Consider the following 14,104-nt stretch of genomic DNA (forward strand, 5'->3'; position numbering starts at 1 on the left):
TCTGGCAGTTTCGGCGATTCCCAATCCCGAAGCCCATGCGCTTCAATGATGGCAGGGCTTTGGCCGATAGAGATAATATGCCCATAATCCCCAGGTTCGGTGACGCATCCAATGCATGGACAGCGGGAGGCGCGAGGGATAAAATTCCCAACAAGCTGGGGTCGTTTGTTGGAGTGATTTCCATGGTCGTAACCGGTTCAAAAGTATTCGGGCGCGTGCTTTCAGGGGTTTGCGTCGCCGCATTCCTCGGTGGGACGGTTTCGGTGGTGGTGGCCGACGACGGGCCGGCCAAGCCGCGCATCGATTGCACAAAGCCCGAGAACAAGAAGAAGGCCGCCTGCAAACCGCATCGGGCGGCGGACGACGCGATCATCAACGGGGCGTACTGGCTCGCCCACGTGGGCAAGCTCACCGATTCCCTGGCGCTGCTCGCGACCGTCTCGGATCATGAAAATCCGCGTTATCTCAATGCGATGGGCTTTGCGACCCGCAAGCTCGGAAACGTCGATGCCGCGCTGCCCTACTACACGCGTGCACTCGAGATCGAACCCGATTATGTTCAGGCCCGCGAGTACATGGGCGAGGCTTTCCTGGCCAAGGGTGATTTGGCTCGCGCTGGCGTGCAGCTTCAGGAAATCGAGCGCCGGTGCGGATCGGGTTGCGTCTCGTTCGTTGCGCTCAAGCAGCAGATTGCCGCGTTCGAGGCTGCGCATCCCGTGCGTGGCTGAGCCGGACCGCTGCAAATCAAATCGAAGGTTGGAGTCGGGGAAAGGCCCGCGCTCTCTAAGGGGGATTTTATGACGAGACTTGCGTCCGGGACCGTGCGGCTCCTCATCGCGTCGTGTGTTGGTGCGGTGCTTGTGAGCTCGCCGCTGCTGGCCGATGGGCGGACGGTGTCAAAGGATGTCGGGCCGAGCAGCGCGCTCTGCGATTCGCTTGCCAAGGGCACGGCGGCGTGGATGGCGTGCGTCGGTCAGGCCAGCACTGGCATGGCGGACGAAGAGTTGTTCTATGCCGGCTATTGGCTGGCGAAGAACGGCCAGTACGACAAGGCGCTGGGCTATCTCACGCTCGCGCAGAAGAAGGATGAGCGGGTGCTCACCTACATCGGGTTTGCGACGCGCAAGCTCGGTCTGGTGGACGAAGCGATGCCGATCTACGAGCGCGCGCTTGCGCTCAACCCGGATTACGCGGTGGCGCGGGCTTATCTCGGCGAGGCGTTCCTGACCAAGGGCCAGCCGGAGCAGGCACGCATTCAGCTCTCCGAGATCGCGCGCCGCTGTGGCGCGACGTGCGCGCCCTATGCGGATCTCAAGGGACATATCGAGGACTACGAGGCGCGGGCTTCGAAGGGCTGATCGGAAGCCACACTTGTTATTGTCAGGGAAAGCCGGTGCGGGCAGTGCTCGCGCCGGCTTTCTTATATGCGGTGCTTCAGTTGGTGGCGGGGCGGATGACCGGATTCGCCCAAAGCCTGACAACGCCGTCCGCGCCGGCCGAGGCGAGGTGAGTTCCGTCGGGTGAGAAGCTCACGGCGTTGATGCCGCCGTTGTGGCCGGTGATGGTCCGCAGCGTCCGCCCGCGTGCGACATCCCAAATACGGAGCTGGCCATCGGCGCCGCTGGAGGCGAGCGTGGTACCATCGGGCGAGAACGAGAGGCTGCCGACGCGGCCGCGATGACCATAGAGGCGGCGCTGCAAACGGCCCGAGTTCGTCGACCACAGGCGAATGCCGCCGTCGAGGCTGGCGGAGGCGAGCATCTTGCCACTCGGTGCGAATGCGAGCGCGGAAATGAAATCCTGGTGTCCGCGGTAGGTGCGGATGCGATCGAGCGTGTCGAGGTTCCACAGCTTGACGGTCTTGTCGGCGCCGCCGGACGCGAGGCGGGGGCCCTTCTCAGTCGTGACGTAGGCGACGGCCTGCGCAGCGCTGGAATGGGCGTCGATGACCTGGACGGGGCCTGACGGCGTCGCGGTGTCCCACAGCGTCACTTTCCAGTCGTGGCTCGAAGCCGCGAAACGATCGGCGCGACCGGCGAATACGAGCGACCAGATCTCCGCTTCGTTGCGCTTGAAGGAGCCGAGCTTTTCGGCGCGCTGCCAATCCCACAAAACGATGTCGCCGCTGGCATGGCCGGTGAGGGCATGGGTGCCGAAGAGCGCGAAGGCGGTGGCCGGGCCGTTGTCCAGCTCGATGGTGCGGACGAGCGAGCCGGAACTCGGGTTCCAGATCTTGAGCCGTGCGTCGGCGCCGACGGTGGCGATCGCCGCGCCGTCGTTGGAGTAGGCTACGGCCGTCACTGAACCGACATGGCCCGACAGCTCGGCGACCGGACGGATGACGGGGGCTTCCTGAAGCGAAGCGGTTCGGATCGCTGCGTTGGTCGAGGTGGTCGTGGTGCCGGCGGTGGTTTCGCCACTGCCGCGACTTTCGAACTGGGGGAAACGGTCCTGCATGGCGACGGCGCCGCTCGCGACACCGACGCCGACCAGCAGCTTGAACAGGATCGGACGCCAACCGCCGGACCGCCGGTTGCGGATCGGGCGTGGGCGGCTCGCCGGTTTACGCTTCTCCTTCGCGTCGGCTTTGGGCGTCTCCTTGACGATGATCGCCGTGCCCGGTTGCTCTTTCTTGCGGAGCAAGCGGGGCAACTTGATCGGCTCGGGCGATTGGGCGAGCTTTTTGGTTCCGGCAGGGGCGGGTTCAGCCGGTGCAGGGGCCGCTGCCGCGGCCGGCTTTGCAGCTGCCTTCCCGGCCGCCTTCTCCTTTTCTTCTGTCGCCGGCTTCTTCTTCAGCCCCTCGAGGAAATCGAGCATGCTGCCCTTTGGGGCCGGTACGTCCGGGGGGGGCGGCGCGGTGGCCATGGCCGGCTTACGGACCGCGTTCGGCTCGGGGGCAACGGCGTTCGGATCTTCGCCGGCCGCGCCGCGCGCGGGAGATTTGGCGAACCAGCCGGCCTTGGCAGGCTGGGGCGCAAGCAGGGCGCCGCGCCAGGCCGCGATCGACTGGGGCCGGGCCTCGGTTTGCAACGCGAGCGCGTGGTCGATGGCCTGGAGAAAGCCCGGGCGATAAGCGGCGAGCGCGGTCTCGCGCGCTGGGACCAGCTCATCCTTGACCATGCGCGAGGGGCTGTCGGACGGACGCTTGCCGGCGACCGCGTGATAGAGCGTGGCGCCGAGTGCGTAGATGTCGGTCCAAGGGCCCTGCTGGCGGCTCGTTTCCGCGTATTGCTCGTAGGGCGAATAGCCGGGCTTCACCAGCGCGGAAACGGTCTTGGAATGGGCGGCGATCTCGCCGCGGGCCGATCCGAAGTCGATCAGGACCGGTGAGCCGTCCTTGCGGATGATGATGTTGTCGGGGGCGATGTCACGGTGCAGGAAGTCCTGCTTGTGGATGAGCTCGAGCGCATCGAGAAGCGGGGCGACGATTGCGTCCAGCTCTTTCTGGCGGGGCGCGCGGTTGAGACCCTTGAGCCATGCCTTGAGGCTCTGGCCCTCTTCGAAGTGGAGCACCATGTAGGCCGTGTTGTTGGCCTTGAAGTAGCGGTACACGCGGACGATGTTCGGGTGCGAGAACTTGGCAAGCGTCTGCGCTTCCTCGATGAATCGATCGAGGCCCCAGCGGTAGTCGGTGGCGCAATCCTGTGAGCGGGGGGCGGCGTCCGACGTCGACGTGCGGGCCGCGAAGTCCGACGGGAAATATTCTTTGATGGTGACGTTGCGGTCGAGCGCGATTTCCTTGGCGAGATACGTGATCCCGAAACCGCCCGCGCCGAGCACGCGATCGATACGGAAGTCACCGACAAGCTCCGTGCCGCTTTTTAGCGCGATCAGGTTCGTCATCAGCTCTCGGGCTCTGGGTTGGCTCGCGGCGGCAATAATGCGGGCACTCGTGAGACTCTATCCCGGAAACACTCTCTAGGTGCAAATCACCTCCGCCGCCTCTTGTGAAGCAGGAATGTGGCGGCGCCATGCGCTTCGCGGTCAAAGTTGTTCCAAATTGCGGGAGGGGCGATTATCGGCCATGTTGCTGCCGCAGAACACGAGGAAACACTAGGGTAGATTCGAGACCGAGCATATCTCATGCAACTTGCGACACTGGAGCCTGCCGGGCTACGCAGCTATCGAGCGCCGACGGTTGTGATGCTGGTTTGTGGATTGGCGCTTGCCGCGCTGGCTTTCCCTGCGTGCGCTGCGCCGGATGCTGCGTCCGTGGGTGATGGTTTGTCAGCGGTCGATTCGGGTGGCTCCTCCTTGTCGGTTTTCACGGACTGGGTCGCAGCGAGCTACGCGCGTGCGCCAGCTCTCGTGCTGGGGCTTGCGGCGCTGATCGCGGTTCCGCCGCTCGCCGTGCTCGGATGGCTGGTGCGGCGTCGCGGGGACAGTGAGCCGCTCGAGGTTTCGCAACAGCGTACGCAGGTGCGCCGCGTGCGACGTGAAGCGGCGGCCGAGCCGCGAGATGGCGTCCGCACCGGGCATATTCCGTTGCGGCCGCTGGAAGCTTGGATCGAAGTCGTCAACCGCGGCGACGTGGCGCCGTCCTATTCGGACCAGCGCTACAATCTCGGACGTACGCTTCTCAGAATAGGGCGCGAGACCGACAACGACGTGTGCCTCGAAGACAAGACCGTCCATCGTTATCACGCCGCCATCCATCGGACGGAAGATGCCGAGTTCGTCATCACCGATCTTTCGAGCGCAAACGGCAACGGCGTGGTGATCAACGGGCGGGCGGTCGCGGAAGCGCGGCTCGCGAGCGGAGATTTGATCGAGCTCGGTAATGCGCGGCTGAAGTTTTCGGCAGCACCTTCGGGTTGAGTGTCGCGAGAGAATGCAGGGTCTCGGCCCTGGAGGTCCACTTCGGTTTCGGAGCGTTGCGACTGTCGCGCTTTCGGAAGCCGCATAACAGATGAAGGAGGACACGATCATGTCTGGGAGCGCAGGCGGGCCGCAGGGCCAACGTTCGGGTTTTCTCGGGTCGCTCAAGGACGCGCTGGTGGCGGCGAGCCGCGAGGACACGGCGCGCCAGCAGGCTGAGGTCGCGCGGGTTGCCGCTGCGGCAAGCGAGGGCGTGATCGCCGTGTCCGGTCCGGATGCGGCCGCGCAATTGCCTCCGCCGCGCAGCGATGCCGCGCCGCCGAGCGCCGCCGAGGCCGCGCGCGAAGCACGTTCCCCGCGGGTGACGGCGGAAGCCCGCCATGTGGAATCCGATGCGCCTCCCACGACGCGCGTCGTGCGGGCCGCGCCGAAGCAGGCGGAGCCGGCTTCGCGGACCACACTCGTGCGCGGCAAGATGCAGGTGACGCGCGGGGCGTTCGACCAGGATCCGGTGGTGGGATGGTTGGTCGTCGTCGGAGGTCCCGGCATCGGCCAGTTCCGGCCGATCTTCGAGGGCAACAACTCGCTCGGACGCGCAGCCAGCAACCGTATTCCGATCGATTTCGGCGATGACGCGATCTCTTCGGAGGAGCAGGCCTATATCCGCTACGATTCGGCTGAGCGCTCGTTTCTGTTCGTGCCGAACCTTGCCAAGACCAATGTCGTTTCCCTAAATGAGAAACGGCCCACGGGCGCCGTCGAGCTTGCGCAGATGGACGTCATCACCATGGGCCGGACGCAACTTGTGTTCGTGCCGTTCTGCGGTGCCGATTTCGATTGGTCGGCGCTGCAAGAGCAGAGCTGAGGGTTTGGCGGGTTTGATTTCGGCCCGATCCTGCTCTCTCATTTTACGAGCTTGATGTTTCGCGCTTCGGACAATCAGGGTTCGAAGCGACTATGGTCCAAGGACGAATGCTAGATTTCGATCACGCAAGCCGCACCACGAAGGGTGCGCGAAATTATCAGGAAGACACGGCTCTTTTCTGGACCGGCGGGGAGGCTCGTCCTTCCGTTTCCGATACGTCGGCGTCGAATGGAGCGGCCGTAGTCGCCGTGCTTGCCGACGGCATGGGCGGGCATGCGGGCGGCGCGTTGGCCAGTCGCATGGCCTGCGAGAGCTTCATCAAAGCCTATGTCGATCAGCACGGACCGAACAAGGAGCGCCTGATCGAGGCGCTGACGGCGGCCAATCAGGCGATCGCAGACACGGTCGACGCCAATCCGATGCTCGCGGGCATGGGGTCGACCCTCGTCGGGGTGACGTTCGGCTCCGAGGGTATCGAGTGGGTCAGTGTCGGCGATAGTCCGCTGATGCTCTATCGGCGCGGCGAGATTGCGCTGCTCAACGAAGATCATTCTCTGGCGCCGGAGCTGGATCGCCTGGCGGCGGCCGGAGCGATCTCCGAGGACGAGGCGCGGCGCGATCCCCGCAGGCATATGCTGCGCTCGGCGGTGACGGGAGATGACATCGACCTTGTCGATCTGTCGCGTCGGCCGCTCAAGGTCGAGCCGGGTGATTACATCATCCTGGCCAGCGATGGTCTGCAGACGCTGGAAGCAGTCGAGATCGAGCGGATCGTGGCGGCTTATGCCGACGATGGCGCGGTTGCCGTCGCCAATGCGCTGATCCGCGCCGTCGAAGCGCTCAAGGATCCGCATCAGGACAATGCCACCGTGGTGGCCGTCCGTCTGGCGCCGCATTCGGCGGTCCAATCCTCAAACGACTCCTGACGCGCAGCGCAAGGCCCATACAAGGCATCGAATTCAGGATGTTCCCGGGGCAACCGTGCCTCGGGGAGAACCGATCTTGGTTTGGCCAACGCGCGTTCGACGCCGTGCCGACAAGCATGCCTTCGAGCAGGCTCTCGACGAGGCGCGTCTCGATCCGCACGGCGAGCCCATATTGTTCGACGATTCGAGTTCGGCCAGTTCGGCGACTGGCCCTGCCATCGGAAGCCTGGGCGACATCACAACGGCGTCTGGTTATGTCGCGCGCGAGTCGCTGGTGCGCGCTTACGATCTGGAAGGCGATCCGGGCGAGCAAGAGGCGGAGCAAGAAGAAGAGGTCACGGCGGTCCCGGTCGAGCGGCCGAGCGAGGCGGCCCGAAAGCTCAAGGAGACCCTCGTGGGCAAGGAGCACGCGCCGGGCGATCTCAGGAGGCTACGGCGCAGGTTTGCCTCTCAGAACCATCCGGATCGCGTGACACCGGAGTGGCGTGCAGAAGCGGTAAGCGCGATGGCGGAGATCAATGCCGAGATTGATCGGGCGCTGAAGCGGGCGAAGCCAGCGTAGGGGCTGTGCAACTTACTTGATGCGATAGCCGCTCTCGGCCGTATACATCCCGTCGATCGCATCCTCCCAACTGAAGGCGGCGAGGTAGTCGTTGCAGCTTCCCATGACGCGGGTCGGGTAGGCCCGCATGTGCTCGACGCGACCGCTGTTGAACCAGACCGTCACATAGAGCGGGTCTTCACCGTCTCGGCGGAGGATCTCGTTGACGCGGAACACGTCGTCGATGAAGCGCATGAACGAGCGGCGCGGGCAGTACTGCCAAGCTTGCCGCAGGCCTTTGACCTGGATGTAGTCGGGCGGTCCGAGGACCGATTGCAACTCGGTCTGGTTCATGCCCGGGGCGACGCGGGCGATTGCTTCGACGCGGAAATCGTACCGGTAGGCTTGGGCGTTGCCGGTGGTGCAGCCGGCGGCGAGGAACAACAGCATGGCCAACCCAAGCGTTTTCACCTGAGGCCGCTCGCGAACGTGAATCTGCATTGTCGCTCCCACTCAGAGACCGGGCACGCCAGCGATTAGAGCGGGGTCTGCTTGTGCCAGGCTTGAGCTTGGTCTTTCCCCCTCCGTATACGCAATATCGCAGTGAGTCTCAGTGCCGCAGGTGATCTCTTTGCGCAACACTTCAAGAGTGATTCGAGTCGGATACGGAGAAATCCTCAACAAATCGTTGATCGAAATGGCGACGCACTGCATCCCGGTTAAGTGGGGTTGCGTTTTGTGATTCGGGGGGTGCCGATGGGCGGGGGAACATCATATGATCGTCGTCGTGGACGAGCGGGCGACCGTTACGGAAGGGTATGTATCCTGGTTCAGTAGAGAGGGAATCTCGGCGTGCGGGCTCACGTCGGGCGAGTTCGAGAGCTGGGTCAGCGCCGTGTCCGAATCGGACATGAGGTCGGTCGAGGCGGTCCTTCTCGGTGAGTGCGGGAATCGGAGTGTGCTGGCGAAGACCATCCGCCGCCGTTCGACAGTCGCAGCCATCATCGCCATGAACGAGAATCGGTCGCTCGAGGAAACGCTCGATCTGTTTTCCGTCGGCGTCGACGATGTGGTGCGCAAACCCATCCACGTTCGCGAGATCATCGCACGTGTCAAAGCCATTCGCCGCCGTGCGAGCGGGGCTGCCGATTTCACGGATGTCGGCGAGATGCGCGTGTTCTTCGACGGGCGCGATCCGGAAGTGAAGGGCGAGGTTCTACAACTTCCGAGGCGCGAGCGGCGCATTCTGGAGTATCTCGTCAGCAACCGCGGTTGCCGGATCAACAAGACGCAGATCTTCAACTCGGTCTACGGCCTGTTCAGCGAGGACATCGACGAGAACGTCGTCGAAAGCCACATCAGCAAGCTCCGCAAGCGGCTTCGTCACCGGCTTGGCTACGATCCGATCGATTCGAAGCGCTATCTCGGCTACCGGCTCGTCGTCGATGCAGCCTCGGACAAAAGGGTTGAAGCTGGTGAATCCTCCAGCTTCGCGCAAGATGGTGATGATCTAATCGATAGGTCAGAGCTATTCGCAAAGGACTTGGTCGGATGAGCATTTCGGGGATGATGCGGACGAGTGCGTCGGGTATGGCTGCACAGTCCAGCCGGCTCGGCACAGTGTCCGACAACATCGCCAATGCGAGTACGCATGGTTACAAGCGGGCATTCACCGAGTTTTCGACGGTGGTGCTCGAGTCGGGCTCCGGGTCCTACGTGCCCGGCAGCGTGGACACGCAGGTCCGTTACGGCATCACCCAGCAGGGCGGCTTCGACTACACGACATCGTCGACCGACCTTGCCGTCAGCGGCAACGGGTTCTTCCTGGTCAATGACGCAGCCGGAAAGACCTTCCTGACGCGCGCGGGTTCGTTCGTGAAGATCGCCAATGGCGATCTCGTCAACGCCGCAGGCTTCACGCTTCAGGGTTACCCCCTGAATGGCGGCGTGGCCGCTGTTTCGGCCAACGGCACGACCGGCTTGCAGAACGTCAATATCAGCGGAATGGCGCTGACGGCGACGCCGTCGACGAGCGGCACGTTCTACGTGAACGTTCCGGAAGATGCCGAAATCGAAACGGATCTGCCGTCAGGCAATGCTGCAACGGCAAGTTATTCCGCCAAGACGTCGATGACCGTGGTCGACAACGTCGGTCGCGAAGTGACGATGGATATCTATTACACGAAGACCGCCGACAACACTTGGGAAGTCAGCTTCTTCGACGCATCCGAAGCCGATGCCACCACCAAAGGCTTCCCATATGGCAGCGGTCCGCTCGCGTCCGAGACGTTGACCTTCGATCCCTCGACCGGTCAGCTCGACACGGCGTTGCCGAGCCCGACGTACATGGATATTCCCGTCCCGAACGGTCAGACCTTGCGCCTCGATATGGCCGAGACGAGCGAACTCGCGGACGATTTCCAGATCGGTACTTCCGAGGTCAACGGCAACGAGCCGAGTTCGGTTGAGAGCGTGGAGTTCGCTGACGATGGGACGCTCTATGCGGTTTACGGCAATGGCGCGCGCGTCGGAATTTACAAGATTCCGCTCGCCACGGTGGCCAGCCCCGACAATCTGACGCCAGAAGCCGGAAACACCTATTCTGTCAGCGCGGACTCCGGAAACCTGCAGCTTGGTTTTGCCGGCACGGGCACTTTCGGAACCATCAAATCTTCGCAGCTCGAGAAATCGACTGTCGATACCGCGACCGAGCTTACGACCATGATCGAGTCACAGTTCGCGTTCACCGCGAACTCGAAGGTGTTCCAGACGGGTGGTGAGCTGATGGAGGTCCTTGTCAACCTCAAGCGCTAAGGCGTTTGGGATGAGCTAGGGGGGATGCGCGCGCGATGAGCCTATCGGCTAGTTTGTCCACCGCAAGTTCGTCCCTTTTCGTATCTGGCGATCAGACCTCGGTCGTTTCGAGGAACATCGCCAACGCGGACAAGGCATACTATACGCGCAAGTCCGTCGAGGTCGTCACGATCCCCGGATCGGGCGTTCGCACGTCCGGCATCACGCGCGCCGAACAGCCTGTGCTGTTCCGCCAGATTCTCTCTTCCACCTCCGCCGCAGCAACGCATTCGGCCATCGTCGACTCGCTCGATCTCCTGAACGCGACGGTCAACGACGTCGAGCTCGATGCGTCGCCGGCCGCGCTGATCAACAAGCTCCTGAACTCCCTGCAGAGCTATTCGGCCCAGCCGCAAAGCAAGCTTGCGGCCGAAGCGGCGGTTCGCGATGCGCGCAATCTCGCCGATGGCCTCAACGGTGCGGCGGCCACCGTGCAGCAGGTGCGCAACGACGCGGATACCGGAATTCAAGCGTCCGTCGATCGTATGAACACGCTGTTGGCGCAGTTCCAGACGGTGAACGATCAGATCGTCAAGGGAACGGTCAGCGGCAGCGACGTTACGGACTTCCAGGATCAACGCGATCAAATCCTTGCCAGCCTCTCGAACGAGCTAGGCATCAGGACGGTTCCGCGCGAAAACAACGACATGGCGATCTACTCCGACAGTGGAGTGACGCTGTTCGACAGGTCACCGCGCAGCGTAACGTTTGCTCGCACTTCCAACGTGTCGCCTGGCCTTCCCGGCAATGCCGTCTTTATCGACGGTGTTCCCGTTACGGGCGCCAATGCGACGATGCCTTTGCAGTCGGGGCGCATTGTCGGCCTCGTTCAGGCGCGCGACGACCTATCGCTCTCCTACGAAGCGCAGCTCGATGAAATGGCTCGCGTGCTCGTTACGGCTTTCGCCGAGTCCGATCAGGTCGGTGGCGGTCCGGACGTGCCGGGCCTCTTTACTTATGCAGGTGCGACCGGCATTCCGGCCGACGGCGTGCTGGTTAGCGGGCTCGCGAAGGCCATTCGCGTCAACGCCAACGTCGATCCCGATCAGGGCGGAACGGCGACGCTGCTGCGAGACGGCGCCATTTCCGATCCGCTGGATACGAACTACGTCTACAACACGAACGGATCTGCGAGCTATACAGATCGCATCGATCAGCTCATCGAAAAGATGAGCGCCGACTATACGTTCGACGGCGCGGCCAAGCTGGCGACGGGCGGAAAGCTCGCCGATTATTCGTCCACGTCCGTCGCCTGGCTCCAGGAGGCGCGTAAAGTCTCGGACGATGCCTATCAATACCAGAATACGCTGAATCAGCGGTCGTTCGAATCCTACAGCAAGCTCACGGGCGTCAATCTCGACGAGGAGCTTTCGCTGATGCTCGAACTCGAACGTTCGTTCCAGACCTCGTCGAAGCTGATAAGTGTCGTCGATGAAATGTACAGAGCGCTTATCGGAGCCATCTAGGTAGAGCGCCATGAAAACAACCACAGTCTCAACGGCAGCTCTGACCAACGCGACGCGGGAAACGCGTACGAACCTGCAGGTCAAGTTGGCCGAGGGCCAGAAGGAAGCGACCACCGGACGTCTCGCCGACGTGGGGCTGAGCCTCGGCTATCTCACGCAGCGCACGGTTTCGCTCCGGCAGGATCTCGACCGGCTCAACACCTTCAAGGATACAAACGCCGTCGCTTCGTCCCGATTGGAGCTTACGCAGACGACGCTCGAAGGCGTGGGAGAGGCGGCGCAAGAGTTTCTGCAGACGCTGGTCGCGGCGCGCGCGTCGCGGTCGAGCGACAATGTCGCTATCACGGACGCCAAGCAGAAACTCACCTCCTTTAACGCGGCGATGAATACCGCCGTCAACGGCGCTCATATCTTTGCTGGCGTCAATACAGACGTGAAGCCTCTCACCGACTACTACGGAACGCCGACGTCTGCCGCCCGGACGGCGATGGCCGATGCGTTTGTCAACGAGTTCGGGGTGGCGCAGTCGCAGTCCGGCGTGGAGAGCATTTCAGGGGCGCAAATGTCGGCGTTCCTCGACGGTGCTTTCAACGATCTTTTCGACACTGCGAACTGGACGGCAAACTGGTCGGCGGCTTCGGAGCAAAACATCACGAGCCGGATCAATAGTAACGAGCGAATTGCAACTTCGACAAACGCCAACGAGGCGGCGTTTCGCTCGATCGCCGCGGCCTACACCATGATCTCCGACATCGGCCTCGAGGAACTGAACGAGGAGGCCTATCAAACGGTTCTCGACAAGGCCATCGCTGTGGTCGGTCAGGCCGTTGGAGACCTGACCCAGGTTCGTGCAGGTCTCGGCACGTCCGAAGAGCGTATCGCGGCCGCGAACGAGCGCATTGAAATTCAGGTGACGATTATGAACGAGCACATCACGACGCTCGAGGGTGTCGACCCCTATGAGGCGACTGCCAACGTGAATGCCCTGCTGACGCAAATCGAAACGGCCTACGCACTGACTGCCCGCCTGCAGAATTTGAGCCTGATCAACCATATCTGAGGACCAATGCAACCGTCCGGAGACTTGGGAACATAAATGTACAAGTTCTACTACAACGAGGTTCTTGACGAGAACCCCAGAGAAGCGCGTGAGAACGAGCGGACGGCGCTCGAACGCTCGATCGAACTCCTGCAGCTCGCCGAGAAGGCGGGGCCGCAATCTCGCGAGGCGGTCGATGCGATCTACTTCGTGCGCAAGCTATGGGGGATTTTTATCGAGGATTTGGCAAAAGCCGAGAATGGCTTGCCGCCGAAGCTCAGGGCGGACCTCGTTTCCGTGGGTCTATGGGTGATGCGTGAGGCGGAGGAGATCCGGCAAGGGCGTTCTTCTAATTTTGTCGGATTGATCGATGTGTCGAGAACAATTTCAGAGGGATTGAGATGAGCGATACGACACGCGTCACGCTTCGCGCCGGCGAAAGGATTTTCCTCAACGGCGCCGTCTTGAAGTTCGAAAGCAGGACGTCTTTCGAGATCCTCAATGACGTTCCGTATCTGCTCGAAAGCGAGATCATTCACGCGCAGCAGACGGTGACGCCGCTGCGCCAGCTCTATTATATCCTTCAGACGATGGTGATGGAGCCGGCGGGCATCGAGATGGCGCGAGGCGTCTACATCGATACCATGCGCTGGTTGATGCAGACGTTCGCGAATCCCATCGTTCTGGCCGGTCTCGAAAAGATCAGCAAGCAGGTGGATGACGGTTCGCCGTTCCAGGCGCTGAAGACGCTGCGCACGTTGGTTCCGATCGAAGACGCGATCATGGGCAGCAATCGCAGTGCCGAACTTAGAGTGGTGGGAGCGGGTGCATGACAACGGTTGGTACTTCGACATCGACGACCACCACTACCAATACGAGCACGACGACCGGTACGTCGACCGGAACGTCCACGCTCGGCTATGACGCGTTCCTGAAGCTGCTGACGGCGCAGATGCAGTACCAGGATCCGACCAAGCCGATGGATTCCACGCAATTCGTCTCTCAGCTGGCGTCGTTCTCCAACGTCGAGCAGTCGGTGAAGATGAATGCGAAGCTTGACGCGATCGTCACCCAGAATGCTCTCGGTCAGGCAGACGGGCTCATCGGCAAGGTCGTGACGTCCGCCGACGAAAAGGTGAGCGGCAAGGTGGTCGCAGTGCGGATCTTCTCGGACGGTGCGCAGGCTGTGCTCGAAAATGGCAAGACGGTGCTGATGGAAGCCGGTGTGAAAATCAGCAATCCGACGGAAGAGGCTGCTGCAACATGAATCCAGCCGACGCACTCGACATCGGGCAAGCCGCCATCTGGACCGTCGTGATTGCGGCCTCTCCTGCCGTCGTCGCTGCCATGCTCGTCGGCATTTTGATCGCGCTCCTGCAGGCGCTGACGCAAATCCAGGAAATGACGCTCACGTTCGTGCCGAAGATTATCGCCATTCTGGTCGTGACCTCGTTCACGGCTCCGTTCGTCGGCTCGGTGATCTTCGCTTTCGCCGAGCAGACCTACGCACGGATCCCCAACGGGTTCTGACGTAGGGTCGCTAAAGTATCGCGGGGCTTTGCTTTTTAAGCCTCGATCCGGCTGCGGAGACCTTCG

Annotated in this window: 15 protein-coding genes and 1 pseudogene; 14 read left to right on the forward strand and 2 right to left on the reverse strand. The window is 62.3% G+C overall.

Annotated features, from left to right (window positions below; translation table 11 throughout):
• The first annotated feature begins 182 nt into the window (after positions 1 to 182).
• On the forward strand, positions 183 to 728 hold the full coding sequence (locus RCO24_RS09945) for a tetratricopeptide repeat protein (protein WP_308961754.1): 546 nt from the start codon (positions 183 to 185) through the stop codon (positions 726 to 728).
• 69 nt (positions 729 to 797) lie between these two features.
• Positions 798 to 1,358 (forward strand): tetratricopeptide repeat protein, encoded by a 561-nt coding sequence (locus tag RCO24_RS09950; RefSeq protein WP_308961757.1) that lies wholly within the window; start codon positions 798 to 800, stop codon positions 1,356 to 1,358.
• Between the two features lie 76 nt (positions 1,359 to 1,434).
• Here the strand turns inward: RCO24_RS09950 and RCO24_RS09955 are convergent, their stop codons facing one another.
• On the reverse strand, positions 1,435 to 3,843 hold the full coding sequence (locus RCO24_RS09955) for a serine/threonine-protein kinase (RefSeq protein ID WP_308961758.1): 2,409 nt from the start codon (positions 3,841 to 3,843) through the stop codon (positions 1,435 to 1,437).
• A 240-nt stretch (positions 3,844 to 4,083) separates the two neighbouring features.
• Between RCO24_RS09955 and RCO24_RS09960 the strand changes: the two genes are divergently transcribed.
• The 4 genes from RCO24_RS09960 (at position 4,084) to RCO24_RS09975 (ending at position 7,171) form a co-directional block, all read left to right on the forward strand.
• Positions 4,084 to 4,818 carry an FHA domain-containing protein gene (locus RCO24_RS09960; protein WP_308961760.1) on the forward strand — a complete coding sequence of 245 codons (735 nt, stop codon included), beginning with the start codon at positions 4,084 to 4,086 and terminating at the stop codon, positions 4,816 to 4,818.
• A gap of 109 nt (positions 4,819 to 4,927) precedes the next feature.
• Complete coding sequence (locus RCO24_RS09965; protein ID WP_308961761.1) at positions 4,928 to 5,683, forward strand: FHA domain-containing protein; 756 nt, start codon at positions 4,928 to 4,930, stop codon at positions 5,681 to 5,683.
• A 107-nt stretch (positions 5,684 to 5,790) separates the two neighbouring features.
• Positions 5,791 to 6,609, forward strand: a complete 819-nt coding sequence (locus RCO24_RS09970; protein ID WP_308961762.1) for a protein phosphatase 2C domain-containing protein — start codon at positions 5,791 to 5,793, stop codon at positions 6,607 to 6,609.
• Positions 6,610 to 6,685: 76 nt separating this feature from the next.
• Positions 6,686 to 7,171, forward strand: coding sequence for a hypothetical protein (locus tag RCO24_RS09975; protein ID WP_308961763.1), 486 nt, complete (start codon positions 6,686 to 6,688; stop codon positions 7,169 to 7,171).
• A 12-nt stretch (positions 7,172 to 7,183) separates the two neighbouring features.
• Here RCO24_RS09975 and RCO24_RS09980 read toward each other — a convergent pair whose 3' ends face one another.
• On the reverse strand, positions 7,184 to 7,651 hold the full coding sequence (locus RCO24_RS09980) for a hypothetical protein (RefSeq protein WP_308961765.1): 468 nt from the start codon (positions 7,649 to 7,651) through the stop codon (positions 7,184 to 7,186).
• A 274-nt stretch (positions 7,652 to 7,925) separates the two neighbouring features.
• Here RCO24_RS09980 and RCO24_RS09985 point away from each other — a divergent pair.
• The 8 genes and pseudogenes from RCO24_RS09985 to fliQ form a co-directional block, all read left to right on the forward strand.
• Positions 7,926 to 8,591, forward strand: a pseudogene (locus RCO24_RS09985) (response regulator transcription factor); the annotation flags it as partial.
• Positions 8,592 to 8,701: 110 nt separating this feature from the next.
• Positions 8,702 to 9,964, forward strand: a complete 1,263-nt coding sequence (locus tag RCO24_RS09990; protein WP_308961766.1) for a flagellar hook protein FlgE — start codon at positions 8,702 to 8,704, stop codon at positions 9,962 to 9,964.
• A 35-nt stretch (positions 9,965 to 9,999) separates the two neighbouring features.
• Positions 10,000 to 11,469, forward strand: coding sequence for a flagellar hook-associated protein FlgK (gene flgK / locus RCO24_RS09995; RefSeq protein ID WP_308961768.1), 1,470 nt, complete (start codon positions 10,000 to 10,002; stop codon positions 11,467 to 11,469).
• A 10-nt stretch (positions 11,470 to 11,479) separates the two neighbouring features.
• A complete protein-coding gene (locus tag RCO24_RS10000; protein ID WP_308961769.1) occupies positions 11,480 to 12,529 on the forward strand; it encodes a flagellar hook-associated family protein in 1,050 nt (349 codons plus the stop codon).
• A gap of 36 nt (positions 12,530 to 12,565) precedes the next feature.
• A complete protein-coding gene (gene flaF / locus RCO24_RS10005; protein ID WP_308961770.1) occupies positions 12,566 to 12,913 on the forward strand; it encodes a flagellar biosynthesis regulator FlaF in 348 nt (115 codons plus the stop codon).
• Entirely contained in the window at positions 12,910 to 13,341 is a 432-nt protein-coding gene (locus RCO24_RS10010) for a flagellar biosynthesis repressor FlbT (protein WP_308961771.1), read from the forward strand. Before flaF ends, RCO24_RS10010 begins: the two co-directional genes overlap by 4 nt.
• Positions 13,338 to 13,775 carry a flagellar hook assembly protein FlgD gene (gene flgD / locus RCO24_RS10015; protein ID WP_308961772.1) on the forward strand — a complete coding sequence of 146 codons (438 nt, stop codon included), beginning with the start codon at positions 13,338 to 13,340 and terminating at the stop codon, positions 13,773 to 13,775. Before RCO24_RS10010 ends, flgD begins: the two co-directional genes overlap by 4 nt.
• Positions 13,772 to 14,038 (forward strand): flagellar biosynthesis protein FliQ, encoded by a 267-nt coding sequence (gene fliQ / locus RCO24_RS10020; protein ID WP_308961773.1) that lies wholly within the window; start codon positions 13,772 to 13,774, stop codon positions 14,036 to 14,038. Before flgD ends, fliQ begins: the two co-directional genes overlap by 4 nt.
• The last annotated feature ends 66 nt before the right edge of the window (positions 14,039 to 14,104 follow it).

Source organism: Hyphomicrobium sp. LHD-15 (assembly GCF_031157355.1).
Classification (GTDB): domain Bacteria; phylum Pseudomonadota; class Alphaproteobacteria; order Rhizobiales; family Hyphomicrobiaceae; genus Hyphomicrobium_C.

Bases quoted from the DNA above. Each gene is read 5' to 3' on its own strand.
- RCO24_RS09945 (WP_308961754.1), top strand. From the start codon at position 183: ATGGTCGTAACCGGTTCAAAAGTATTCGGGCGCGTGCTTTCAGGGGTT.
- RCO24_RS09950 (WP_308961757.1), top strand. From the start codon at position 798: ATGACGAGACTTGCGTCCGGGACCGTGCGGCTCCTCATCGCGTCGTGT.
- RCO24_RS09955 (WP_308961758.1), bottom strand. From the start codon at position 3,843: ATGACGAACCTGATCGCGCTAAAAAGCGGCACGGAGCTTGTCGGTGAC.
- RCO24_RS09960 (WP_308961760.1), top strand. From the start codon at position 4,084: ATGCAACTTGCGACACTGGAGCCTGCCGGGCTACGCAGCTATCGAGCG.
- RCO24_RS09965 (WP_308961761.1), top strand. From the start codon at position 4,928: ATGTCTGGGAGCGCAGGCGGGCCGCAGGGCCAACGTTCGGGTTTTCTC.
- RCO24_RS09970 (WP_308961762.1), top strand. From the start codon at position 5,791: ATGCTAGATTTCGATCACGCAAGCCGCACCACGAAGGGTGCGCGAAAT.
- RCO24_RS09980 (WP_308961765.1), bottom strand. From the start codon at position 7,651: ATGCAGATTCACGTTCGCGAGCGGCCTCAGGTGAAAACGCTTGGGTTG.
- RCO24_RS09990 (WP_308961766.1), top strand. From the start codon at position 8,702: ATGAGCATTTCGGGGATGATGCGGACGAGTGCGTCGGGTATGGCTGCA.
- flgK (WP_308961768.1), top strand. From the start codon at position 10,000: ATGAGCCTATCGGCTAGTTTGTCCACCGCAAGTTCGTCCCTTTTCGTA.
- RCO24_RS10000 (WP_308961769.1), top strand. From the start codon at position 11,480: ATGAAAACAACCACAGTCTCAACGGCAGCTCTGACCAACGCGACGCGG.
- flaF (WP_308961770.1), top strand. From the start codon at position 12,566: ATGTACAAGTTCTACTACAACGAGGTTCTTGACGAGAACCCCAGAGAA.
- RCO24_RS10010 (WP_308961771.1), top strand. From the start codon at position 12,910: ATGAGCGATACGACACGCGTCACGCTTCGCGCCGGCGAAAGGATTTTC.
- flgD (WP_308961772.1), top strand. From the start codon at position 13,338: ATGACAACGGTTGGTACTTCGACATCGACGACCACCACTACCAATACG.
- fliQ (WP_308961773.1), top strand. From the start codon at position 13,772: ATGAATCCAGCCGACGCACTCGACATCGGGCAAGCCGCCATCTGGACC.